General features: G+C 65.0%; 17 protein-coding genes. 6 read left to right on the forward strand and 11 right to left on the reverse strand.

All coding sequences use genetic code 11. The features are described 5' to 3' along the window. Positions 1–77: 77 nt before the first annotated feature. The 5 genes from AC5RU9_RS13485 to AC5RU9_RS13505 form a co-directional block, all read right to left on the reverse strand. Positions 78–1,907, reverse strand: a complete 1,830-nt coding sequence (locus AC5RU9_RS13485; protein WP_211713192.1) for an ABC-F family ATP-binding cassette domain-containing protein — start codon at positions 1,905–1,907, stop codon at positions 78–80. A 52-nt stretch (positions 1,908–1,959) separates the two neighbouring features. After that, the gene (locus AC5RU9_RS13490) at positions 1,960–2,952 is read right to left on the reverse strand and encodes a 4-(cytidine 5'-diphospho)-2-C-methyl-D-erythritol kinase (protein ID WP_494016837.1); all 993 of its coding nucleotides are present in this window, start codon (positions 2,950–2,952) and stop codon (positions 1,960–1,962) included. Continuing rightward, positions 2,949–3,830: a 16S rRNA (adenine(1518)-N(6)/adenine(1519)-N(6))-dimethyltransferase RsmA gene (gene rsmA, locus AC5RU9_RS13495; RefSeq protein WP_284986141.1), complete on the reverse strand. Its 882-nt coding sequence runs from the start codon at positions 3,828–3,830 to the stop codon at positions 2,949–2,951. The genes AC5RU9_RS13490 and rsmA overlap by 4 nt, the downstream gene beginning before the upstream one ends. A 26-nt stretch (positions 3,831–3,856) precedes the next feature. Next, the gene (locus tag AC5RU9_RS13500) at positions 3,857–5,017 is read right to left on the reverse strand and encodes a resuscitation-promoting factor (RefSeq protein WP_494016838.1); all 1,161 of its coding nucleotides are present in this window, start codon (positions 5,015–5,017) and stop codon (positions 3,857–3,859) included. Between the two features lie 289 nt (positions 5,018–5,306). Continuing rightward, on the reverse strand, positions 5,307–6,203 hold the full coding sequence (locus AC5RU9_RS13505) for a TatD family hydrolase (RefSeq protein WP_211713188.1): 897 nt from the start codon (positions 6,201–6,203) through the stop codon (positions 5,307–5,309). A gap of 172 nt (positions 6,204–6,375) precedes the next feature. On the opposite strand from AC5RU9_RS13505, the gene AC5RU9_RS13510 reads away from it, so the two are divergent. Genes AC5RU9_RS13510 through AC5RU9_RS13520 form a run of 3 tightly spaced genes read left to right on the forward strand, consistent with a single transcriptional unit; the run spans position 6,376 to position 11,434 of the window. Next, positions 6,376–7,464 (forward strand): AAA family ATPase, encoded by a 1,089-nt coding sequence (locus tag AC5RU9_RS13510; RefSeq protein WP_494016839.1) that lies wholly within the window; start codon positions 6,376–6,378, stop codon positions 7,462–7,464. A gap of 11 nt (positions 7,465–7,475) precedes the next feature. Continuing rightward, positions 7,476–8,942, forward strand: coding sequence for a DUF58 domain-containing protein (locus AC5RU9_RS13515; RefSeq protein WP_494016840.1), 1,467 nt, complete (start codon positions 7,476–7,478; stop codon positions 8,940–8,942). Further along, the gene (locus tag AC5RU9_RS13520; protein ID WP_494016841.1) at positions 8,939–11,434 is read left to right on the forward strand and encodes a transglutaminase TgpA family protein; all 2,496 of its coding nucleotides are present in this window, start codon (positions 8,939–8,941) and stop codon (positions 11,432–11,434) included. The genes AC5RU9_RS13515 and AC5RU9_RS13520 overlap by 4 nt, the downstream gene beginning before the upstream one ends. A gap of 151 nt (positions 11,435–11,585) precedes the next feature. Here the strand turns inward: AC5RU9_RS13520 and AC5RU9_RS13525 are convergent, their stop codons facing one another. After that, entirely contained in the window at positions 11,586–13,067 is a 1,482-nt protein-coding gene (locus AC5RU9_RS13525; protein WP_494016842.1) for an NAD-dependent succinate-semialdehyde dehydrogenase, read from the reverse strand. Positions 13,068–13,227: 160 nt separating this feature from the next. Continuing rightward, on the reverse strand, positions 13,228–14,109 hold the full coding sequence (rsmI, locus tag AC5RU9_RS13530; protein ID WP_494017131.1) for a 16S rRNA (cytidine(1402)-2'-O)-methyltransferase: 882 nt from the start codon (positions 14,107–14,109) through the stop codon (positions 13,228–13,230). Positions 14,110–14,237: 128 nt separating this feature from the next. Between rsmI and AC5RU9_RS13535 the strand changes: the two genes are divergently transcribed. Both AC5RU9_RS13535 and AC5RU9_RS13540 read left to right on the forward strand, forming a co-directional pair. Then, positions 14,238–16,058 carry a dolichyl-phosphate-mannose--protein mannosyltransferase gene (locus tag AC5RU9_RS13535; protein WP_494016843.1) on the forward strand — a complete coding sequence of 607 codons (1,821 nt, stop codon included), beginning with the start codon at positions 14,238–14,240 and terminating at the stop codon, positions 16,056–16,058. 10 nt (positions 16,059–16,068) lie between these two features. Next, the gene (locus AC5RU9_RS13540) at positions 16,069–17,898 is read left to right on the forward strand and encodes an AMP-dependent synthetase/ligase (RefSeq protein WP_494016844.1); all 1,830 of its coding nucleotides are present in this window, start codon (positions 16,069–16,071) and stop codon (positions 17,896–17,898) included. A gap of 70 nt (positions 17,899–17,968) precedes the next feature. Here the strand turns inward: AC5RU9_RS13540 and AC5RU9_RS13545 are convergent, their stop codons facing one another. Both AC5RU9_RS13545 and AC5RU9_RS13550 read right to left on the reverse strand, forming a co-directional pair. Further along, a complete protein-coding gene (locus tag AC5RU9_RS13545; RefSeq protein ID WP_494016845.1) occupies positions 17,969–19,162 on the reverse strand; it encodes a TIGR01906 family membrane protein in 1,194 nt (397 codons plus the stop codon). Positions 19,163–19,301: 139 nt separating this feature from the next. Then, the gene (locus tag AC5RU9_RS13550) at positions 19,302–20,294 is read right to left on the reverse strand and encodes a stage II sporulation protein M (RefSeq protein WP_211713180.1); all 993 of its coding nucleotides are present in this window, start codon (positions 20,292–20,294) and stop codon (positions 19,302–19,304) included. A 93-nt stretch (positions 20,295–20,387) separates the two neighbouring features. Here AC5RU9_RS13550 and AC5RU9_RS13555 point away from each other — a divergent pair, with 93 nt between their 5' ends. Continuing rightward, on the forward strand, positions 20,388–21,191 hold the full coding sequence (locus AC5RU9_RS13555; RefSeq protein WP_494016846.1) for an RDD family protein: 804 nt from the start codon (positions 20,388–20,390) through the stop codon (positions 21,189–21,191). A 105-nt stretch (positions 21,192–21,296) separates the two neighbouring features. Here AC5RU9_RS13555 and AC5RU9_RS13560 read toward each other — a convergent pair whose 3' ends face one another. Both AC5RU9_RS13560 and AC5RU9_RS13565 read right to left on the reverse strand, forming a co-directional pair. Beyond that, on the reverse strand, positions 21,297–22,121 hold the full coding sequence (locus AC5RU9_RS13560) for a pentapeptide repeat-containing protein (protein ID WP_494016847.1): 825 nt from the start codon (positions 22,119–22,121) through the stop codon (positions 21,297–21,299). Positions 22,122–22,308: 187 nt separating this feature from the next. Then, positions 22,309–23,529, reverse strand: coding sequence for a L,D-transpeptidase (locus tag AC5RU9_RS13565; RefSeq protein WP_494016848.1), 1,221 nt, complete (start codon positions 23,527–23,529; stop codon positions 22,309–22,311). Between the last annotated feature and the right edge of the window lie 80 nt (positions 23,530–23,609).

The raw sequence follows: 23,609 nt of genomic DNA on the forward strand, positions 1-23,609 counted from the left end.
GCGCCGCTGCGCCCCCACCAGCAACACGCCCAGGAGCACGCTGCGCCGCGGCGCCGCCGCGCCGCCACCAGCCTGAACTACTCGCCCAGGATTTCGGCGGCCTCTAACCACTCGAGCTCCAGGCCCTCTTTCTCGTCGAGCAATTCGCGGAGCTTGCCGTTGAGTTCGCCGAGTGCGTCGAAGTCGCCGGATTCGGACTTCGCAGCCATCTGGGTGTGGAGCTTTTCTTCCTGCTGGGCGATCTTGCCGAGTTGGCGGTCGATCCTGTTGAGGTCCTTGCGGGCTTCGCGTTTTTCGGCTTCGCTGGCACCTGATGCAGCAGTGGAAGCAGAGGACCCACTGGCGGAAGTCGGCGCGCCGGATCCCCCGCCGACGGCGCCGGAAGCAAGTGCCGCTTCGCGCAGTTCCAGGTATTGGTCCACGCCGCCGGGAAGGCCACGGAGTTTGCCGTCTCCCAGCAACGCCATTTGGTTGTCGGTGACGCGTTCCAGGAGGTAGCGGTCGTGGCTGACCACCACGAGCGTGCCGGGCCAACCGTCAAGGACGTCTTCGACGGCGGCGAGGGTGTCGGTGTCGAGGTCGTTGGTGGGTTCGTCGAGCATGAGGACGTTGGGCTCACCGACCAGCAGGCGCAGGAGCTGGAGTCGTCGCCGCTCGCCACCGGAAAGGTCGGAGACGGGGGTCCACTGCTTTTCCTTGGTGAACCCGAGCTGTTCCACGAGCTGTCCTGCGGTGAACTCCTTGCCGCCCACGCTGAAGGACCGCTTTTCGCGTTCAATGACTTCAATGACCCGCAGGTCCGAGACGTCGTCGAGTTCTTTGACGTCCTGGGTGAGCACGGCGGTGACCACGGTCTTCCCGCGCTTCACTTTCCCCGATGTGGGTTGGATTTCGCCGTTGAGCAGTTTCAGCAGGGTGGACTTGCCGGCACCGTTGACACCCACCAGTCCCAGGCGTTCGCCCGGCGCGAGCCGAAGGGTGATGTTGTCGAACAGCTTCTGGCCGTCTTCGCCGTCGAGGAAGTCGAGGGTCACGTTCTCGAGGTCCAGCACGTCCTTGCCCAAGCGGGCGGTGGCCATTTTGCTCAGGGCCACGGAGTCGCGGGGATCGGGCACGTCGGCGATGAGGTCGTTGGCGGCTTCGATACGGAACTTCGGCTTTGCTGTTCGGGCCGGGGCGCCGCGGCGAAGCCAGGCAAGCTCCTTTTTGACCAGTTGCTGGCGCTTGCCTTCGACGACGGCGGCCATCCGGTCACGCTCGGCTCGTGCCAAAACGTAGGCGGCATATCCGCCGTCGAACATGTCCACCATGGCGTCGTGGACTTCCCAGGTGTAGTTGCAGACTTCGTCCAGGAACCAACGGTCGTGGGTGACCACCAGGAACGCGCCCTGGTTGGCGCGCCAGCGGGTCTTCAGGTGCCGGGCCAGCCAGGCGACGCCTTCGACGTCGAGGTGGTTGGTGGGTTCGTCCAACATGATGACGTCGTGGTCTTCGATGAGCAGCTTGGCCAACGCGACACGGCGTTTCTGTCCACCGGAGAGTGCGTGGACGTTGGCGTGCCAGTCGACGTCGCCCACCAAACCGCCCATGACTTCGCGGATTTTGGCGTTGGCAGCCCATTCGTGGTCCGCGCGGTCGCCGACGATCGCAGCGCCGACTGTGAGGTCGCCGTCGAGCACGTCGCCTTGGTCGAGGTAGCCGACGGTCACGTCGCCGCGTTTGGTGACGCGACCGGAATCGGGCGTTGAGCGCAAGGCGAGCAGGCGCATGAGGGTTGATTTGCCGTCGCCGTTGCGGCCCACCATGCCGATGCGGTCACCGTCCTCCAAACCGAGGGTGACGCCGTCGAGGACAGTGCGGGTCGCGAACGAAACGGTGAGGTTTTCGCCGCCGAGCAGGTGGGCCAATGGGTACTACTTTCTACTGCTGGAATGCGGGAGTACTGAAGCTGGAGGGGTACTACAGGAGGGTATCGGAGATGATCCGGGCACCGGGAACGGGACCGTGCACCGCCACGGCGGTGTGGCCCCGGTGGGTCAGTTCTTCGGCGAGGACGCTGGCCGAGACGGAGTCCCGGGCCAGCAACGCAACGGTGGGGCCGGAACCGGACACCATGCCGGCCAACGCGCCGCGTGCTTCGCCCAGTCCGATGGTGTCGCGCAGTTGTGGGGCGAGGGTGATGGAGGCCCGCTGGAGGTCGTTGATGAGGACCCGGCTGAGCGTCTCGGGGTCGCCGTGGCGGAGGGCTTGGAGAATGGTGGGATCCACGTCCACGGGCTCCGGAATGTCCACGCCTTCGGAATCCCGGAGGCCATCGAGGGTGCGGAAGACGTCCGGCGTTGACAGCCCGTAGTCGGCGAAGACCAGCACCCAGTCCGTTTGCGCCTTGGCCAGTGCGGGCGAGAGTTTATCTCCCACGCCAAGCCCGACGGCGGTGCCTCCCAGGAGGGAAAAGGGCACGTCTGCACCAAGTTCTGCTGCCAAGTGCGCGAGTTCCTCGCGGGAAAGGCCGCTGTTCCACAGGGCATCGCACGCGAGCAGCGTGGCCGCGGCATCCGCGGAACCGCCGCCCATGCCACCCGCAACCGGCACGCGCTTGGTGATTTCCAGGTGCACGCCAGTGGGCTTCTCGGACATTTCTGCCATGATGGCGGCGGCCTTGTAGGCGAGGTTGCGTTCGTCCAGCGGTATCTCGACGCCGTCGAGGTCCAAGGTGCTGTCCGGGCTGATGCTGACGGTGATTCCGTCAGTCTCGGTACTGGTTGCCGCTACTTCCTCGTAGAGGGAAACGGCGAGGTAGACGCTGGCCACCGAATGGTAGCCGTCGGCGCGCAGGGGGCCCACGCTCAGGGAGACGTTGACCTTTCCCGGCGCTTTGACCCGCACTGTCCGGGCATGGAAGCGGTCCCCCACGAACGGCAGGCTGCTCGGCTTACGGGTGCCCGGCGTCATGCGTCCACGGGGTGGCGGGCTTCGGCGATTTTGACGTACGCGGAAATATCCAGGACTTCGCCGCGGGCAGTCGGGTCCACTCCGGCAGCAACGAGGCAACGTTCCGCTTCTGCAGCGCTCCCCGCCCAACCGGCCAGGGCGGCGCGAAGGGTCTTGCGCCGCTGGGCGAATGCTGCGTCGATGACGGCGAAAACCTGTTCCCTCGTGGCGTGCGTCTGCGGCGGGTCATGGCGGGTGAACGCCACGAGTCCTGAGTGGATTTTGGGCGCGGGCCAAAACACGTTCATGCCAATGACACCTGCCTTGCGCATGTGGCCATACCAGGCGGCCTTAACGGACGGCACCCCATAGATCTTGGATCCGGGAGTTGCTGCCAGGCGGTCGGCTACCTCGTCCTGCACCATGACCAGGCCATGCTGCAGGCTCGGGAAATGCTGAAGCAGGTGCAGCACCACGGGCACGGCAACGTTGTAGGGCAGGTTGGCCACCAGCGCAGTGGGAGGCACGGGCAGTTCGGTAACCTTCATGGCGTCCGAGAGCACCAAGTGGAAGTTCTCCTCGGCGTGCGGCCGCCAAGCCCGAACGGTTTCCGGCAACTTCCTGGCCAGGACGGGGTCGATCTCCACAGCCACCACCGATTTGGCCGCGTCCAGCAGGCCCAAGGTGAGGGAACCCAGCCCGGGCCCGACCTCCAACACGGTCTCGCCGGCGTCGATATTGGCGGCGGACACGATCCTGCGGATCGTGTTGCCGTCAATCACAAAGTTCTGGCCCAGGGTTTTTGTAGGGCGTACACCGATTTCCTCGGCAAGCCGTCGGATGTCTGTGGCGCCCAGCAAGGGCGCGACGGCGGCGGGATCGGAATTCGGTTCAGTCACCTAGGTATCGTATCGCCTGTGCGGGCCTAGGCTGCGTGCGCGCAGCCCCAGTCGCTGAGGCCGTTCTTTGCGTAGAGGCGGTTGGCGATCTCGATTTGCTGCGCCTTGGTGGCGAGGCTGGCGTTGGCAGCGTAAGCGCCACCACCGTTGGCCAACCAGGTGGGGCCGGAGAACTGCAGGCCGCCGTAGTAGCCGTTACCGCTGTTGATGGACCAGTTTCCGCCGGATTCACACTGGGCGATCCTGTCCCACATTGCCTCGTTCGGGGCGCCGGTGGGGCCACTGGACGTTGGTGCTGCAGCTGTGGCCTTGGCCGGTGTGGCGACGGGGCGTGCCTTGGTTCCTACGCTGACCTGCTCGGTAACGGGCTTGGTCGTGACGTCGCTGGAAACCAGCGTGCGCGACGCCTCGCGGCCATCAACCATGACCAATTTGAAGTTCTTCGTCAGTGCGCCGGGTACGCCCTTCTGGGTGACCTTCTCTTCGCCCTTGAACAGGTCTGCGGAGTCGGTCTTCACGCTTTCGAAAGGAACTTCTTCGGTGGCCTGATCGGTCTTGCTGGTGTCCACCCGGGAAACCTTGATCACCATGTCCTGGATAACGGGGGCGTTGCCGGGCTGGGAGACACGGTCGTTGGCGCCCACGGCGATGCCGGCGTCCTTGAGGACGGTGGCGACGTCGGGCGCCGTCGTGGTGGTGCTGGTGTCCTTGCCGTCAGCGACGAGGCTGATGGTCTTGGGCGTGGAGATTGAAACGAAGGAGCCGGTCACCTGCAGGGAGGCTTCCTTGGGCTGGGATACCTCGGAGGAACTGGCCACTCCGAGTTCGCTTACCAGGCCTGCCACGTCCGTAGCGGTGGTGTTGACGGTCTTCCGGGCACCGTCCAGCTCAATGGAGACAGCCTTGGCCAGATTGACGTTGACCACCGAGCCGTTCTCGACCTTGCTGTCCAGTGCGGGGGAAACGCGGTCTGCGTCCTTCAGCTCGACCTTGGCTGCCTTGACCACCTGGTCTACGGTGCCACCGAAGGTCTGGATGGAGCTCACTTTGCCGTCGACGTTAAGGGTGACCGTCTTGTTGTTGCCCACGAAGGCGACGACACCTACTACCAGCGCTGCAACAACCAGCAACTGGGTCCCGACTTTGAGGAAGCTGAACTTGCCATCCGTTGTGAAGAACTTGATCACGATTGCCCATTACTCTCAGACCATCCGGGCACGGGGAAAAGCACAGAAGAAATGCCAGCCGCAAAACGGAGGGGCCAGACTACAAGCCTGGTCCCACTCATGCTGCCGGCATCTGCGCCGCCAAAATCATTCAACTTGTGGGCGCGGAATCAACCCGCCCAGTTGTCCGAAGGCCTTCCCCGACCCCGGCTACTTGTTTAACACAGTAACCGATCTGTTATAAAGCGGCCAAGACATCTGCATACCCGGTATCCATCAGAAAGGCCTCCAAGGGGACCTCAAACCGGCATCAGGCCCATGATCCGTAGGCACGCAGCGTGTTTTCGGCCAATCGCGAACACAGCTCGGAAAGGTCATTTCCTGTCACTTCCGCCATGGAACGGACCGTGTACGGAACCATATAGCTGGCGTTCGGCCGTCCTCGATGCGGGTGCGGAGTCAGGAAAGGCGAATCCGTTTCCACCAGGATCCTGCTGGGCTCGGCGATGGCCAACGCCTCTCGGAGGTTGCCCGCGTTCTTGAAGGTCATGGTGCCGGCGAAAGACATGTACCAGCCGTTGTCGTTGCAGATCCGGGCCAGCTCCGCGTCGCCGGAGAAACAGTGGAAAACCACCCGCTCCGGTGCCCCCTCCTCCCCCAGCACCTGCACCACGTCATCATGGGCGTCACGGTCGTGGATCTGCAGGGTCAGGCCCAGCCGCTTTGCTATGTCGATGTGGCGCCGGAAGGAGTACCGCTGATGGGCCAACCCTTCCCCGTGGGTCCGGAAAAAATCCAACCCGGTCTCTCCAATGGCGCGAACGCGCGGGTGGGATGCCAATTCCTCGATCTCTGCGAGCGCCGACTCCAGCTCCCCGCGCCCTGCATAGATGGGCGCATCGTTGGGGTGGATGGCCACGGCTCCCAGCAAGCGCGCATCGGCTTCCACGGCCTGCACGGTGAACCGGGAGGATTCAAGGTCGCAGCCCACCTGCACGGCGCCCTGTACGCCCACGGCCTCGGCTGAGTCCATGGCGTCCCGGACCGACACCTCGATCAGGCCGTGCCGGAAGTCCAGATGGGTGTGGTTGTCCATGACCGGCACGGGCAGGGGCTCGGGCGCCGGCGGATATTCCTTCCGGGCTTCTGTGGGTTCAGTTGCATCGGCTGGCGCGCGGTACGGAGCAGGGGCGAGGGAGTTGCACATCTTTCCACCTTAATCGGACCGCGGTCCTTGGAACGGAGCCGATAAATTCCAGATGGCACATAAATTCCCGAAGCACTATGTCAGGGACGGCCAAAGTCTGGGTAGTCTGGAACGGAAAGGCGGCCAGCACCAGCAGGTTTGCTGTTGTGTGGCCACGGCTGAAGGGCAATCCATGGAGTCCAAGCGACAAGTCACTGTTGAACCCTCGCCCCTCCATGGCGAGGCCTACAGTGAGCGCCCCCATGATGGTGCTGCCCTCAACGGTCACAGGCCGCAGGTCATGGACGCGGACGGGTTCCACGACGCCAGTGAACGCATCCTGGCCTCCATCAACCAGGTCATCGACGGGAAAGCGGACGCCGCCAAGCTGGCACTGACTGTCCTGCTCGCCCAGGGCCACCTTCTGTTGGAGGACGTGCCCGGCGTGGGGAAGACCCTCTTGGCCAAGACGTTGGCCCGGACCGTGGACTGCACGGTCTCACGCATCCAGTTCACCCCGGACCTCCTGCCCTCGGACGTCACGGGTGTGTCCATCTATAACCAGTCCTCGCGGCAATTCGAGTTCCGCCCGGGTGCCGTGTTCGCGAACATCGTGATCGGCGATGAAATCAACCGCGCTTCTGCAAAGACCCAGTCGGCCCTCCTGGAGTGCATGGAGGAGCACCAGGTCACCGTGGACGGCCATTCCTACCAGCTGGGTCTCCCGTTCATGGTGGTGGCTACGCAGAACCCCATCGAAATGGAGGGCACGTACCCGCTGCCCGAAGCGCAACGCGACCGGTTCATGGCCAGGATTTCCATGGGCTACCCGGACAAGGAAGCCGAGATCGAGATGCTTGAAACGCACCAGGCATCTTCACCGTTGGTCAAGGTGACGCCGGTGGTGACGGCCAATGATGTTGCTGCCATGATCGCCACTGTCCAGCAGGTTTATGTGTCCACGGCCATCAAGGAATACACGGTGGCGATCGGTCGGGCTACCCGCGACAGCGCCCGCCTGCGCCTCGGTGCGAGCCCGCGGTCCTTGCTGCAGCTGTTGCGGGCCGCGAAGGCCACAGCGGCCCTCGACGGCCGGGACTTCGTCCTCCCGGATGACGTGGTGGATGTGGCTGAGTCGGTGCTGGCGCACCGGATCATCCTGGACCGCAAAGCTGCGAGTTCGGGCGACACACCGCAAAGCATCCTCCGGGGCATCCTCGCCTCCCTGCCGGTGGCGCAGGAAACGCCCGGCGCGGGTCGCAGGGACCGGCACACCGCTTAGGAGGCGGGCACATGGCACTCGTGGATCGGCTTCCCAAGCACTTGTTCACTAATCGCGGCTGGGGACTGCTGGCCGCCGGGGCGCTGGCCCTCGGGTGTGCGTATGTCATGGGCAGGCGCGACCTCCTGACGTTGGCGGTCCTCTTGCTTGTCCTGCCGTTGGTCTCGCTGGCCGGCGTACGGGTGCTCAAACCGAAGTTCCAGGTGTATCGGGAGTTCAATCCCTCCACAGTGGAAACAGCCAATACCACCACGGTCCGCCTGGCCGTTGCCCGGTCCTCCTACTCCAGCGGCCACGTCATCATGGAAGAGCAGCTGCCTCCCCGGTTCGGCGAACCTCCGGCTTTCCGGTTCCCGGCCCGGTCGGCTTCCGGCGGCACCAGCCGGTATGAATACCATTTGCGTTCGGGCAAGCGGGGCCAGTTCCGGATTGGTCCGGTCACCGCTGAGTTCAGTGACCCTTTCGGTTTGTCGCTGCGGCGCCATTCAATAGACGACGGCGACATCCTCACCGTGACGCCCGCCGCCGTCGAACTTCCCGTCACCGGCCTGGCAGGGGCGCGTGGCAATGACGGCGTGACGGCGACCCGGATCCGGGCCAACCCCAGCGACGACGACATCATGACCCGCGAGTACAGGCACGGCGACCCGATGCGCCGCGTCCACTGGGCTGCCACCGCACGCCATGGCCAGCTCATGGTGCGGCAAGAGGAGTCAGTCACCACCCCCGAAGCCACCCTCGTCCTGGACCAGCGCTTCACCGCGTTTTCGGGTGGACCGGGCTCTGTGTTCGGGGGCCACGACGACGACTCGGACCTGGTCACCAGCCCTAACTTTGAGTGGATGGTCACCGCTGCCATGTCCATCGCCGCGCACTTGGCGGAGCGTAACTATTCGCTGAGGGTGCTGGATTCCTTTGGCGGCCCGGCGTTCCTCCGTTCGCGTTCGGCACCGGAGCCGGACACGGAGGAGTTTGCAGGTGCTGGTGGCTTGCATGCCGTCGCGGAAGGGCTGGCCGCGATAGAGCTCAGCGGCCCCCGGCATGCCCGGGGTGACCACCATCGGGGCGAGCATCCCCGCGCGGACCACGGCACCCAGGGAAACCACGGCCCTGACCACCGCGAGTCCGGTGCCGGCGCAGAGGATTCCGTGTTCGATGACCGGCTCATGGACAAGCTGGCGGCCCACCGCCTGCGGGGCCCGTTGCTGGCCTTGGTCGGGCAGATGACTGCTGCCGAGGCGCGGGCCCTCGCCCCGGCCGCTGCCTATGGCGCGAACGCTTTTGCCCTGGTCATGACGGACGCTTCCCGGAGCAACGACGAGGTGTTGGAGATCCTGCGGCAGGCCGGTTGGCGGGTTGCCGCCGTCACGTCCAAGACGTCCCTGGCTGCCGCGTGGTCCTCATTCGATGAAGGTGGCATCGTCGCGGCCGCAGGAGCAGCCATGGATGTGCGGCGCGGGGCGGCGGTGCCCCGATGACTGCCACTTCGCACCGCTCCCCCGGTGCCACCACCCAAAACGGCGGAACGCCCGGCCAGGACCAGCCCAGGAGGGCCCAGCCCCAGCGGCCCGGGCCTGGGCCGTACCCGTGGGTCATGGCGGGGTCCATCGCGGTGGCCGTCCTTGGGGCTGCACTTTCCCTGAATGGGGTGCTCAGGGGCTGGGCATGGTTCATGCCGCTTATCACCACGGTCGCGGTGGTTTCGCTGACCCTGGCCGGGCTGCGTGCCCTGCGCGCCCAGCCCATGCTGGCCACCTTGGGTTCGTTGGCAAGCCTGACGGGGGTGTTGAGCTCCGTTTTCTGCCGCCAGGACAGCCTCGCCGGTTTCATCCCCACTCCCGGGACCTTGACCGCCGTCGGACGCCTCATCAAGCGCGCCGGGGAGACGGTAGTCTCCGAGAGCGCGCCGGTAGCGCCCAACGCGGGCATCGTCTTCGTGATGTGCGCCTGCCTGGGCCTTCTGGTGATCCTGGTCGACGCCCTGGCTGTTCCGCTGGCGATGCCGGCTGCCAGTGGGATCGGGCTCATTGCCATCATGGTGGTCCCAGCTACCATCAAGCCCCAGAGCGTGGGCATGCCCGGGTTCCTCGGCGCGGCCGTGGGGTATCTCCTCATCCTCGGGTGCAGCCACTGGTTCGCCCCCGATGCCCGGCTCCAGTCCGGGACCGGGCGCGGTTCCGGCCAGTTCCGTCGATCCGTGGTCACAGGCGGGCTGGCGCTTGCTTTGGCCATGGTGGTCCCGCTGGCCATCCCGGGCTTTGAGACGGGCACGTTCCCGCAGGGATCGAGGTTAAGCCCGTGGGGTACCTCCAACGGGCTGAACCCCATGATCACGTTGGGCAACAGCCTCCGCAGCCCCATCGGTTCAGGTCGGATAACGTACGCCACGAGTTCCAGCACGCCGCTGTATCTGCGCTCGGTCACCATTGACCATTTCGACGGCGAGACCTGGGCCCCGGACGACCGCACCGCCCAGAGGCGCACCGGCGCCGACAGGATCGAGACCGGCTACTCGGTCCAGGGTGAGGTCGTCAACGCCGTGACCTCAGTCAACGCGGGCCTGTTCACCAGCCCCTACCTGCCGGTGCCCTTCGCGCCGGCGTCAGTGAACGGGCTCAACGGAAACTGGACCTGGGATCCGGCGACCCTCAGCATCATGAGCTCGGAGACAACCACCCGCGCCCAGCGCTACGTCGTTTTCTCTGCCGCACCCAAGGTCACGGCGAAAGCCTTGGCCCAGGCTGCGCCCACACCCAAGGGGATCTCCGATGACTTCCTGCGGATTCCCAACGGCCTGCCGGAAATCGTCCGCCAGACAGCAGACGCGGTGACACGCCCTGCCGGGAACAACTACGCCAAGGCGTTGGCCATCCAGAAATACTTGCGCTCCGGTGAGTTCACGTACTCGCTGCAGGCCCCCGTCCAGAACGGCTACGACGGAAACGGCCTCTCGGTATTGGCTGATTTCCTTGCCGTGAAGAGCGGGTACTGTGTGCATTTCGCATCAGCCATGGCCGTGATGGCGCGGGCTGAGGGCATCCCGAGCCGGATCGCCGTGGGGTACGCACCGGGCCGTCTCACCGGCGAGTCTGTTGCCTTGGTGGGCCAGGGCTCCTTCCCGGAGTACGAAGTTGACGCCCGGGACGCACACGCCTGGCCGGAACTGTACTTTGAAGGCCTCGGATGGGTTCCTTTTGAACCAACACCGTCGCGGGGTGTCGTCCCCGAGTACGCCACGGAAAACTCCTCCGCGGGGAACCTCAGCACCAACGCGGACGAGAAAGATGTCCCCACCACGGCGGCACCCCCGGCCGCCGCCCCCGTTCCCCTGCCCGGAGTTGACACGCCGGCAACGACCACGGCCAGCGTCAACCCCTACCCCGCCATGGCTGCCATCGCGGCCGGGGTCCTGCTGTTGATCGGCTTCCTGTGGTCGCCCCGGCTGAGCAGGACAATGCTCCGCAGGCGCCGCCTCAACCGGAAAGCCCCGGACGATGCCCACGATGTCCCACCCGGTTCTGTTGATGAGGCACCGCAGCTGGCCTGGGATGAACTGCAGGACCTGGCTACGGACTACGGGGTGACGTCAACACCCAGCGAGACGCCCAGGCACTTCTCCGCCAAGCTCCGCTCGAGTCCCGCTTTGGGTGAAGTGGGCGGGATGGACGACGCCGCACACGCCGCAGTCGCATCGCTCACCTCGGACTTCGAACGGCAGCGCTATGGTCGCCCCGCGGAGGCAGCCGCGCCGGCGGCGACGCGCATCGCCGTCGTCCGTGAGTCGTTACGGAACAACTCACGGTGGTTGGTCCGCTTCCGCGCGGACTGGCTGCCGCCGTCGATGATGCGCCGCTGGGTACGCGCCCTGGGTGCGCCGTTCCGGGCTGTTGGTGCACTGGGAAAGTGGCTCGGATGGACGGCCGCCCGGTGGTGGCGGGCGCTCCGGGGGCTGCTGCCCGAGCGCCGCTGACGTTGCCGGATCCAGCGCCACCCCACCATTCGTCGCAGGACAGCAAAAGGCCCGACGCCGGAACTTGTGGTTCCGGGGCCGGGCCCCTGCTTGTGTCAGCCGTTCTTGTTGCGAGAGCGGCGGACCGGGCTCCTTGGTGGAAAGAGCAGCATTAGTCGGCGTACGGGTCCGCGATACCTACGTACTGGGTGTAGAGGTACTCTTCGATGCCTTCGGAGCCGCCTTCGCGGCCCAGGCCGGACTGCTTGACGCCACCGAACGGAGCGGCGGCGTTGGAGATGACACCGGCGTTCAGGCCAAGCATGCCGGTTTCAAGGCGTTCGCTGATCCGCAGGCCACGGTTGAGGTCCTTGGTGAAGACGTAGGCAACCAGTCCGTATTCGGTGTTGTTGGCCAGGCGAACGGCGTCGTCCTCGGTGGAGAACGTGATGATCGGGGCAACCGGCCCGAAGATCTCTTCACGCAGGATGCGGGCGTCCTCGGCGACGTTCTTCAGCACGGTGGGCTGGTAGAAGTAACCGGGACCGTCCACTGCGGCACCACCGGTGACTGCCTCTGCGCCGCCTTCCACAGCCTCCGTGACCAGGGCGTGCACGCCGTCGCGGGCCTTGCCGTCGATCAACGGGCCAACCTTGGACTCCGCTTCGGTGCCGCGGGCCGTGGTCAGTGCACCGATCCTGGCGGCGAACTTCTCCGCGAAGGCGTCGGCGATGGACTCGTGCACAATGAAGCGGTTGGCTGCGGTGCAGGCCTCGCCCATGTTGCGCATCTTCGCAGCGATGGCACCTTCAACAGCCTTGTCCAGGTCGGCGTCCTCGAAGACCACGAACGGTGCGTTGCCGCCGAGTTCCATGGACGTGCGCAGGACCTTGTCCGCGGCTTCGCGGATGAGGGCCTGGCCCACCGGCGTGGAACCGGTGAAGGAGATCTTGCGGAGCCGGTCATCCTTGATCAGCGGACCGGTAACGGCACCCGCCGTGGAAGTCTGGATGACGTTCAGGACACCAGCGGGGAGGCCGGCCTCCTGCATGACCTGCGCGAACAGCAGGCTGGTCAGCGGGGTGAGGTTGGCCGGCTTGAGGACCATGGTGCAGCCAGCGGCGACGGCGGGGGCTACCTTGCGGGTGGCCATGGCCAGCGGGAAGTTCCACGGGGTGATCAGCAAGCAGGGGCCCACCGGCTTCTTCTGCACGAGCAGGCGGTTCTTACCGTCCGGTGCTGCGGAGTAGCGGCCGGAGACACGGACGGCTTCCTCGGAGAACCAGCGCAGGAATTCTGCGCCGTAGGTGACTTCGCCGCGGGCTTCGGCCAGGGGCTTACCCATTTCCAGGGTCATCAGGAGTGCGAAGTCTTCGGCGCGCTCGGTCACGAGCTCGAAGGCACGGCGCAGGATCTCGCCGCGTTCGCGCGGGGCGGTGCGGGCCCAATCAGCCTGGGCGGCAGCAGCGGCGTCGAGGGCCGCGGCGCCATCCTCAGCACCGGCGTCAGAGATGCTGAGCAGGACCTTGCCCGTGGCGGGGTCCTCAACATCAAAGGTCTTACCGGATCCTGCCGGGCGCCACTGACCGTTGATCAGCAGGCCGGTGGGAACGGAAGCCAGCAGTTCGCTTTCGCGTTCAACCGTGACAGTCATGGCGACTCCTTCGTCTTGGGTGCTTTGGAGTGTTGCACCACTAGGGTTCCTTGCCAGAAGTGGCTTGAATTACTGCCACGGTACTGCCCAGCCGGAAGGAGTGTCTACGCCTTCGCGCACTGCCAAGCGGACGCCTATTTGTGCAGCTGCACAGCAACGATCAGCGGGCTGCCAGGACCGCCGAGTACAGTTCCCGTTTGCTGACGCGGGCATCCTCGGCCACCGCTGCCACGGCTTCCTTCAGGCGGATACCTTGGGAAATGAGCTGGTTGACGGCTGCAACGTGGTCCTCCGGCTTGCCGGGTTCCTGTTCAGGCGCACCACCGACAACCACGGCGATTTCGCCGCGGACCTCGTTGTTTTCGGCCCATTCCAGGAGTTCACGGAGGCTGCCGCGGATGACTTCTTCGTACGTCTTGGTCAGTTCCCGGCAGACTGCTGCACGACGGTCGGCGCCGAAGCGCTCATGCAACGCCCGGAGCATTACTTCGAGCCGGTGCGGGGCCTCGAAAAAGACCATGGTGCGGCGCTCGTCGGCCAGGTCCACCAGGCGGGAGTTCCGCTCCCCCGACTTGCGCGGCAGGAATCCTTCGAAGCAGAACCGGTCAGTGGGCAAGCCGGAGAGGGCCAGCGCGGTGAGCACTGCGGAGGGGCCGGGAACCGCGGTGACGGTCAGTCCGGCCGCGACTGCTCCTTCAACCAGGCGGAAGCCGGGATCCGAGACCGCCGGCATGCCGGCGTCGCTGACCATGAGGATGGTCTTGCCTGCACGTACGTGGTCCAGGAGTTCGCCGGTCTTGGCCACCTCGTTGTGCTCGTGGTAACTGATGACCCGGCCGGTAACTTCCACGCCCAGTGCTGTCACCAGCCGGTGCAGGCGGCGGGTGTCCTCCGCTGCGACGATGTCCGAGGTCCCCAGGAGTTCAATCAGGCGGGCCGATGCGTCGCCCACATTGCCGATGGGGGTCGCCGCCAACACGATCCTGCCAACGCCCGGGGTTCCGTTGGACTGTGGACCATCGGCGAGGGGTACCTCGTCCACTTCTTCTTCGCTGAAAGGAGCCGGGTCCGGGGTGTTGCGTTGTTCGTCCACCTGCCAAGCCTAATGCCGCACGGCCCTCCACGCCGCACCTCAACGCCAGCATAAGGATGGAAAGGTAGCATGGGCGGGTGAACCAGTCGCCCGTTCCTGCCACAGCTTCCGGCACTCCCGAGGCGTCTTCCGCGACCGCCGAAACAAACGGCACAGCGGCCCACGGGATGCCTGCGCAGCCAGGCACTGCGGGCCACGCCGGAGCACCGGCCCATGACGGGCCAAAAGCTTCCGCCCCGCGAGGCCCAAGCGCTCCTTTGCCTGGCCGCGGTTTGGAACGCCACAAGTGGATAGCCCGGCCGGCTGAGGCCTTCACCGCCACCGCCCTGCGGGCCCGGCTCATCGGCGAGGTGCAGAGCTGGCGCGACTACCCGGCGTCGTTGCGTTTGTGGTTCTGGCTGATCCCAACCATCACGGCGGTACTGGGCGGAATCCTGCGCTTCTTCCGCCTCGGCGAGCAGCACAGCCTGGTTTTCGACGAAACGTACTACGTCAAGGACGCCTACTCCTACTTGGTGAGCGGCTACGAGCGCAGCTGGCCGGCCCAGGCCAACGACTCCTTCAATGCCGGCAACCCGAATGTCCTGCTCAACACTCCCGAATACGTGGTCCACCCACCTGTGGGCAAATGGATGATCGCGTTTGGGATGTGGCTCTTCGGCGGCGACAATCCGTTCGGCTGGCGTTTCAGCGCAGCGCTGACGGGCACACTGACGGTGTTCCTTGTCTCGCTCATAGCGCTGAAGCTCTTCCGCTCCCACACCCTGGGCGCCGTTGCCGGACTTCTTCTTGCGATCGACGGCCACCACCTGGTTCTCTCGCGGACCTCACTCCTGGACATCTTCCTGGCGTTCTGGATCCTCGCCGCTTTCGGCGCCCTGCTGTTGGACCGCGACGACGGCCGCCGCCGGCTGGCTGCACGGCTCGCCGCCCAGGCGGCTGCTTTGCCGGGCCGTATGCCAACACCCACCCAACTGGTCGCTGGCCCTTGGCTGGGAATGCGCTGGTGGCGGCTCGTCGCCGGCTTGTGCCTTGGCTTGGCGGTGGGCACCAAATGGTCGGCCCTTTTCTTCGTTGCCGCCTTCGGCCTGATGACGGTCCTTTGGGACATGAGCGCCCGCCGTATCGCCGGTATCCGCAATTGGTTCAGCGCCGGGATCATCAAGGACGGCCTGCCTGCTTTTGCGATCATCATCCCGGTCGCTGCTATCACCTATGTGGCCACATGGACGGGATGGTTCCTGTCCAAGGACGCCTACTACCGCCAGTGGGCAGCCACCAATCCCGCCCCTGGCTGGGATTGGTTGCCGAACTCCGTCCGGTCCCTGGCGCACTACCACCTGGAGGCGTACAAGTTCCACCAGGGCCTCAGCGCCGACCACCCGTACGAGTCGAGCCCGTGGACGTGGCTGGTCATGGGGCGGCCCACGTCGTTCTACTACCAGTCACCCAAGCAGGGCACCGCCGGCTGCGTCGTGGAAACCTGTTCCTCGGCCATCCTCCCCGTGGGGAACCCGGTGGTCTGGTGGGGTGGGACCATTGCCCTGGTCATCCTGCTGTTCTGGTGGGCCGGACGCCGGGACTGGCGCGCGGGAGCCATCCTTGCCGGGGTGGCAGCCGGTTACCTGCCCTGGTTCATGTACCCGGAACGCACCATGTTCATCTTCTATGCGGTGTCATTCGAGCCGTTCCTGGTCCTGGCCTTGGCCTATGTGCTTGGTTTGGTTCTGGGGCGCAGCAGCGACCCTCCATGGCGGAGGCGATCGGGGCTCTACGTTGTGGGTTTGGTGTTGGTGTTGGCAGTCCTTGCAACCGCGTTCTTCTACCCGGTGCTGACTGCCGAGGTGATCAGCTACCAGGAGTGGCGGATGAGAATGTGGATGCCGTCGTGGATTTAGGAGGCAAGAAGTGAGGGAAGCAAGCACGGAGCTTCTGGTGGAGGCCGACCCCAACACCAACGTGACGGACCTCCTCCTGGAACGCTGTGCCAAGGATCCATTCGGCATCCTCTACGCCCACAACACTCCCAACGGCTGGCTGAACGTCTCAGCGGCCAGGTTCCTCGCCGACGTCACGGCACTGGCCAAGGGGCTGATCGCCGGCGGCCTGAACCCCGGTGACCCTGTGGCTGTACTCTCGCGGTCAAGCTTCGAGTGGACACTGGTGGACTTTGCCATTTGGATGGCCGGCGGGGTCACCGTGCCCATATACGAGACGTCCTCTGCCAGCCAGATCGAATGGATACTGGCCGATTCCGGTGCACGGCGGATCTTTGTGGAGGACGCAGGCAAAGCCGGCCTGGTCCACGCCCTGGTGGACAAATCGCCGTCGCTGGGAGACGACCCCGTCACGATTGTGCGGATGGAGCACGACGGCGACGCCCCCAACCTGACCAGCGTGTCCGCCGTCGGCGTCGGGATCATGGACGCCGAGCTGGAGCGGCAGCGCAGCGCCGCAACGCTCGCCGACGTCGCCTCGATCGTCTATACCTCCGGAACCACGGGCAAGCCGAAGGGCTGCGAGATCACCCACGGCAACTTCGTCCTGGTGGCACGCAACGTGATCCCCTTCCTTCCCGAACTGTTGATGCAGCAAGGCGCCAGGACGTTGATGTTCCTGCCGTTGGCCCATGTGCTCGCACGGGCTGTCCAGGTGGTCTGCCTCACGGCGGGCATTACCTTGGGGCACAGCGCCGGCGCCAGCGGGCTCATGGCCGACCTCGGCACCTTCAAGCCCACGTTCTTGCTGGCGGTCCCCCGCATCTTCGAGAAGGTCTACGCCGGTGCAGGACACAAAGCTGCCATGAGCGGCAAGTCCGCACTCTTCTCCGCGGCTTCGGCAACCGCTGTTGAATATTCGACGGCGGTGGACCTCGCCTCGCGCGGCAAGGGGCCCGGTCCGGGTTGGCTCCTGAACCTTAAGCACAGCACCTTCGACAAGCTCCTCTACCCAAAGGTCCGTGAGGTATTCGGTGGCCAGGTGGGTTACACGGTGTCCGGCGCCAGTCCCCTGAGCCTGCGCGAGAACCACTTCTTCCACGGCGCAGGCGTCCCCGTGCTGGAAGGTTACGGCCTGACCGAGACCACCGCACCCTGCACGGTCAATACGCCCAGCATGACCAGGATCGGCACGGTGGGGATTCCCTTGCCCGGGACCACCGTGAGGGTGGCCGCGGACGGCGAAATCCTGGTCAAGGGAATCGGTGTGTTCAAGGGCTACCACGGCAATCCCGCTGCCACTGCCGAAGCCTTCGTGGACGGGTTCTTCCGGACGGGCGATCTCGGCGAACTGGACGGGGACGGCTTCTTGACCATCACGGGTCGGAAAAAGGACCTCCTGGTCACAGCCGGCGGGAAGAACGTGGCTCCGGCTCCCTTGGAGGAGAAGCTCCGCGAACATCCATTGGTGGGCCAGGCAGTGGTGGTGGGCGACGGCAGGCCGTTTGTCGCAGCACTGGTCAGCCTGGATCCTGAAGGGCTCGCCGACTGGTGCGCCGTGAACAAGGTGTCCCTCTCCGTCGAGGATGCGGCTGGGGACAGCCGGGTGCAGGCCGCTGTTCAGTCCGCCGTGGACGAGGCGAACAAGCTCGTCTCCGAAGCTGAGTCCATCCGGAAGTTTGCCTTCATCAAAGCCGAGCTCAGCGTTGAGTCCGGACACCTGACTCCATCGTTGAAGCTCAAGCGGGCCGCCGTCGTAAGCGACTTCGCGCCCATCGTGGAGACGCTCTACAGAAAGTAGGGGGCGCGGGCCAGGCCGCCAGAGGACAACGAAAAACGGACCCCAATCGGGGTCCGTTTTCGTGTGTGGCTTAGCGGGCCGCGCCGTTCGCGTTCTCGCGAACGTCAACAGCTTCGGAATCGTCGTCCACTGCCTCCGTGGTGGTTTCCGGGTTGTCATCAGCGGGTGTGGGCGCAGTGCCTGCGCGACGCCGCTTGGTGGGCCACGTCAGGATGAACGTCAGCGTCGCCACCAGGAACACCAGGGCACCGATGACGATCCCGGCATCGACCCAGAACTGTCCTGGGAAGAGTCGGATGAGGGTGTCATCCAGGGAGAATGTCCACGTCCCGTTGGCGAAGAAGATCCTGTGGAACTCGGTGAAGAACTGCTGCCAGCTCAACGCGGCCAGGACGGCGAGGCCGATGATGATGACCAACGTGACGATGGATCCGGCGAACAGGCCCCGGCGGATCCCGCCGTTGCTTCGCTTGCGCAGGTAAAGGATGCCGATGATGCTGAGGATGATCAGCAACAGACCAGCCGCGAAGGAGGTCAGGATGACCACTTTCACATCGGCCATGTGTGCCACTTCGCTGTCCTTGAACAGCTTGGTCCCGTCCTGGTTCACCAGGCCGCCCAGGTACCGCGGACCGGCCCAGTTGCTGAGGTAGTCCACGGCATATGAACCATAGGTCATGCGGTCATCGGTGTTGAAACCGTAGCCATCGCCAGGGAAGCCGGGGCGGTTGTACTCCACCCACAGGAACAGCGGGCTGGTCACGGCCCTGACGGCGAGCACCAGGAGGATCACAGGGTAGAAGACCGCCAACAACACCTGGAAGATCCGGGGACCCACAGGCTTGACCTTCGCCGCCTGCTCGCGTTCGGCATTGCGGCGGGCTACTTCGTCTTCGGGCGGACGGACCTGGAGGGCCGACGTCGGCAAAGGTTCCGAATAGTGCGACGGCTCCTTATCCGCTGAAGTACTCGCAAGCGTGTCGGCGAAAAGCGGCGGTTCAGGCTCGGCGTCGGCCGCTTCGGCAGCCTTCCGGTCGGCGCGGCTCCCGGGCTGGCCCGTGCTTGCTGAGGCGGTGGGAGTGGGGCCCGTGGTGGTTGCATGCGCCGGCTGGGCATCGTTGGGAGTGGGGGCTGTCGTGGTTTTGGAGGTCGCTGCGGAAGCACCGGCGGACGTCTTTGGCTTCATCCAGTCGAATGCCGGTTCGTTCGGGTCCTCAGGGACGTCCGTGTCAGGCTCTTGTGGTTTTGGGCTCTTGTCGCTCACAGCGGGTTCACTTCCGTAGGCATGCACCGGCGGTTGGGGACTGCCGGCTCTCTTGTCTGCATTCGAGCCTACCGCCCGGCATGACGCAGACACGCGGAGCCACCCCGCCTGCGACCAGATCGCAACGCAACCGTAAGGTCTAGGCTGCGATACTGCGGTAACCGGCGTCGCGCGCGTCCAAATCGCCTGTGACGCCGGACCGGACCGCCTTCCGGCCCAAAATCAGCGTGTACGCCCAATAGGCAGCCAAAACGAACGCGCCGATGCCTATCTTGGCCCAGACCGGAAGTTGGCTGGGCGTCACGAAACCTTCCACGATCCCGGATACCAGCAGGACCAGCACCAGGCCCAAGGCAATCGTGATCAGGGAACGGCCCTCATCGGCGACCGCCTGCAGCCGTGTCCGCGGACCGGGCCGTACCATCGCCCAAAAGATCTTCAGCCCTGCCGCACAGGCGATGAAAACGGCGGTAAGTTCCATGAGCCCATGCGGAAGGATGTAGCTGAAGAAAACGTCCATTTTCCCGGTCGCCAGGAAGAGTCCGGCGGCTATGCCCACTCCCTGCGCATTCATGAACAGGATGAAGGGAACCCAGAAACCCGTTACGCCGAACGCGACTGCCTGGGCTGAAATCCAGGCGTTGTTGGTCCACACCGCGCCGGCGAACGATGCTGCGGGATTCTCCGAGTAGTAGTCAATGAAGTCCTCCTCCACGTACTGCTTCACCTTCGCGTCGCTTGCCACAGCCCTCAATGCTTCCGGGGATGTGCCAATCCAGAGTGCATAAGCCCCTGCCACCAGCACGAAGGCGAGCCCGCACCACACCGTCAGCCAACGTATCCGGTAAAAGGCGGCCGGAAGGGCGATGACGAAAAAGCGTGCCAGGTCTTCCATGAAATTCGAGCGGGCACCGGTAAACCTGGTCCGGGCCTGCGCCAACGCTGCAGAAAGGGACGCTGAGAGCCCGGACTCGGGCGCCACCGACCTGATCAGCGACAAGTGTGAGGACACAGTTTGGTACAGGCGAAGCAGTTCGTCCGCCTCAACCCCTGTGAGCCGGCGCTTATGCGCCAGGAAATGAAGCCGGGCCCATTTGTCCCCATGCACGGCCGAGAAGGCATCGATGTCCACGGCACCACCCTAGCGCCCTTATCCGCCCACCGGACCTGAACCGCCGCTAGACTCATTGGTGCGGGCACGCCGCCCGCAGCATGGGGGGCAGTCTTGAGTTCCATCATCACTGGCGAGGCAGTTGTCCTTGAGTTGCGCCCAGCGTCCTTCGCCTCCCGGGCGCTGGGGCTCATCCTGGACGTCATCTCACAGGTGGTTCTCGCGATCCTCCTCATCATCCTGGTCTCCGCCGCCTCCCGGGACCTCGACGAAGCCGCCATCCGGGCCCTGATCCTCAGCAGCGTAATCTTCTCCGTCATCGTTGTACCCGTCACGGTCGAAACGCTCACCCGTGGGCGGTCCCTGGGAAAGCTCGCAGCAGGACTTCGCATAGTGCGCGACGACGGCGGCGCCATCCGGTTCCGGCACGCCCTCATCCGTGGGCTCCTCGGCTTCCTGGAGATCTACCTGACGTTCGGCGGCCTCGCCATCTTCGTGGCACTGTTCAACGAGAAATCCAAACGCCTCGGAGACATCGTCGCCGGCACCTACTCCCTCCGGCAACGCGTCAGCTCAAAGCCGCGCATCATGCCCGTGGCACCGCCCTACCTGCAGGCGTGGATAACCATGGCAGACATCGGCAGGGTGCCCGACGCCACGGCACGCCGTGCCGGAACCTTCGTACAGCAGGCCTACCTGATGGCACCTGCGTCACGCATCAACATGGCCGCATCGCTGGCCTCGGAACTCAGCCGCTACGTGGCACCGCCACCGCCCGCCGGGACCATCCCCGAGGACTACATCGGCGCGGTCCTCGGCGAGCGGCGCAACCGCGAACTGGCACGCCTCCGCCAGGCCGAAATACGGAACCGCGCCACCGGCGAAAGGCTTCGCAAACTGCCGTTCACCAGCAACTGACCTGCCCCGGCCCGGCCCCGGGGCCGACATCCTCTGCGTGCTCGCTCGTGCCTCGCTTGGACGCACGCTTCCGGATGTCGCCCCCGTGCTCGTGGGGTTGGCCGCTTAGACCCAGTGGTCCGGTCTTGCGAGCCGCGTTGGTAAGCGCGTGTCGGAGTTGCCTTCGGCGGCGTTCATTTGCGGCTGGGTCACGTAAAGGGCGCTTGAGAGGTCCGCGCCGTGGAGTTGTGCTCCGCGCAGGTCGGCGCCCAGCAGGTCCGCCGCTGCCAGGTCACTCCCCCGCAGGTCGGCCCCAATCAGGTAAGTACCACGGAGGTCCACCCCGCAGAGGCGTCGGTTCGCCAGGACGGCACCCATGAGGTCGGCACCCGGGCGGAGGCCGCCGTCGGGCGTTGCTGTTCCTTCGGCGCCGTACGAACCGCGGACTTCCTCGCTGACCTCCATCAGGAGGTTCCGCACCTCGCCATGGAGGAGTTCGACGTCGGCGCCCAGCACCGTCGACGCGTCGCCCTGGGCGATGGTTGCGATGCGGCCGGACAGGAGGGCTGCCTCGCCGGCGAGCTCAGGATCGAAAGTGCGCCGCTCCGCTTCGTCCAGGTGCCAGAGCATCTCGTGCAGTTGCTTGACTGTTTTGAAGACGGCGAACATCGAGTGCCTGGACGACGGATCTTCGGCCCAGCTGATGCCTCCGAAGGTGTGCTGGGATACGGCTTGGCCTGCACCGAAACAGTCAAAGACCGTGCATCCGCGGAAGCCCCGGGGGCGCAGGCGTTGGTGGATGGTGCAGGAAAAGTCGCCGTCGAGGTTGGGGCATGGCGCAGCCGCAGATTTGTCGATGGCGAAGTCCGCCGAGCGGGCGAAACCGAGGGCGGTACAGCAAAGCGCAAAACAGCTGCCGCAATCAGGGCGAAGGGTTGGTGAAATAGTCACATGTGCTCCAAGTGGGGAAAAGGGGTCCGGTGGAAAGGGCCGGGGAACCCGTGGACGGGTTCCCCACAGGGACTCCCGGAATCACCACAAAGGGCAGCACAAAAGAGAGGGCCAACGATGAGTGGGCGCCTGAGGAATGGGTCAAAGCATGCAGGAAATAATCACTGCCTTGATCCTACAACCGGAACTATCGCTGGGCGTAGCTGGCCCAGGGGATGTTCCAGTCCCCGAAGCCTTCCAGGGGCTCCACGGCAGGTGCCCCGGTATTCAGGATCTGGACAACATCCCCGGTTTTCATGTTGTTGAAGAACCAGGCGGCATCATCCGGCAACAAACCGACGCAGCCGTGGGAGACGTTCACGCGGCCTATGGCGCCCCAAGCAGCTTCAAGCGCTTGGTGTACGTAAACTCCGGACCAGGTGAGGCGGTTGGCGTAGTCCACCACCATGGGCGCGTAGTAGCCCTTGTCCCCTGGCTTCAGGCCGATGCTGCCGGCGTTGAAGTTGGATTTGCGTTCCTGTTCCAGGATGACGGCGTACCCCGTGGGCGACAACCAGTCTTCGCCGCCCAGGGAGACCGGTGCTGTGTGCACCAACTGTCCATCCGAATAGACATTCATGGTTTTGGTGGTATCGTCCACCACGGCAACACGCTGGGGTCCGGTGTTGAACGTGGACACGACGTTCCCGTTGCCGATCATCTTGTTGCCGAAATCCACCCCCAGCAGCTTCATGTCCACGGTGACAGTGCTGCCCGAGGCCCAAAAAGCCTCAGGACGGATCCGGACCTTCTTGTCCGAGTACCAGTGCCACGCGACGGGCTGGCCCGAGGACACTGTGATGGCAACCCGTTTCTCCATGGCTGCCTTGTCCAAGACCGGCTCGCTGAAGTTGATTTCGATCGGCTGGCCGGACCCGGCCGTGGTGCCGTTGCGGGGGTAGATGGACGCGTCGGCCTCGTAGGCCGCGGAAACCGTGGTGAAGGTTTGGGTCTTCTTGGTTTCCTTGCCGGCTGTATCCACCACGGTGAAGGAATACGTGTACTGGGTCTTGAACTTCAGGACCTCAAGCGTGGTCCACGTGCTGCCGTCCGGGCTGGTTTTCCCTTGCACCGGCGTGCCACCGCCAACCGGGGTGAGCACCACGTCCTTGACCTTGCCGTTGACTGCCTTGATCTGCGGCCCAACCACAGGGTTCCATTCAACGGCGCCGTCCAGGGGCGTGATTCCCAGCTCCACGGGCTTGGCTTCAACTGTGGGAGTGGGTGACGGCGCGGAGCCGGCATCCTGGCTGGATCCCGCCAGCAACCCTGGAACGGTGGCCACGCCAATCCCGCCCACGGCGATAGCGGCGCAGATCCCTGCAATGGCAAGGATCTTGCCCGTTTTCCGTTTGGCGACTTCGGTCATGGTCCCCGTCTTCCTGTCCCCCGGCAAGCAATACTGAACACCCAATTCTAGCCGAAAGGCCGGCCACGCTGGACGCGTGC

This window comes from Arthrobacter sp. B0316-5-4 (assembly GCF_059090325.1).

Excerpts from the sequence above, each read along its gene's own strand:
- AC5RU9_RS13490 (WP_494016837.1), bottom strand. The coding sequence starts at position 2,952 with ATGACGCCGGGCACCCGTAAGCCGAGCAGCCTGCCGTTCGTGGGGGAC.
- AC5RU9_RS13505 (WP_211713188.1), bottom strand. The coding sequence starts at position 6,203 with ATGTGCAACTCCCTCGCCCCTGCTCCGTACCGCGCGCCAGCCGATGCA.
- AC5RU9_RS13510 (WP_494016839.1), top strand. The coding sequence starts at position 6,376 with ATGGAGTCCAAGCGACAAGTCACTGTTGAACCCTCGCCCCTCCATGGC.
- AC5RU9_RS13515 (WP_494016840.1), top strand. The coding sequence starts at position 7,476 with ATGGCACTCGTGGATCGGCTTCCCAAGCACTTGTTCACTAATCGCGGC.
- AC5RU9_RS13520 (WP_494016841.1), top strand. The coding sequence starts at position 8,939 with ATGACTGCCACTTCGCACCGCTCCCCCGGTGCCACCACCCAAAACGGC.
- AC5RU9_RS13525 (WP_494016842.1), bottom strand. The coding sequence starts at position 13,067 with ATGACTGTCACGGTTGAACGCGAAAGCGAACTGCTGGCTTCCGTTCCC.
- AC5RU9_RS13565 (WP_494016848.1), bottom strand. The coding sequence starts at position 23,529 with ATGACCGAAGTCGCCAAACGGAAAACGGGCAAGATCCTTGCCATTGCA.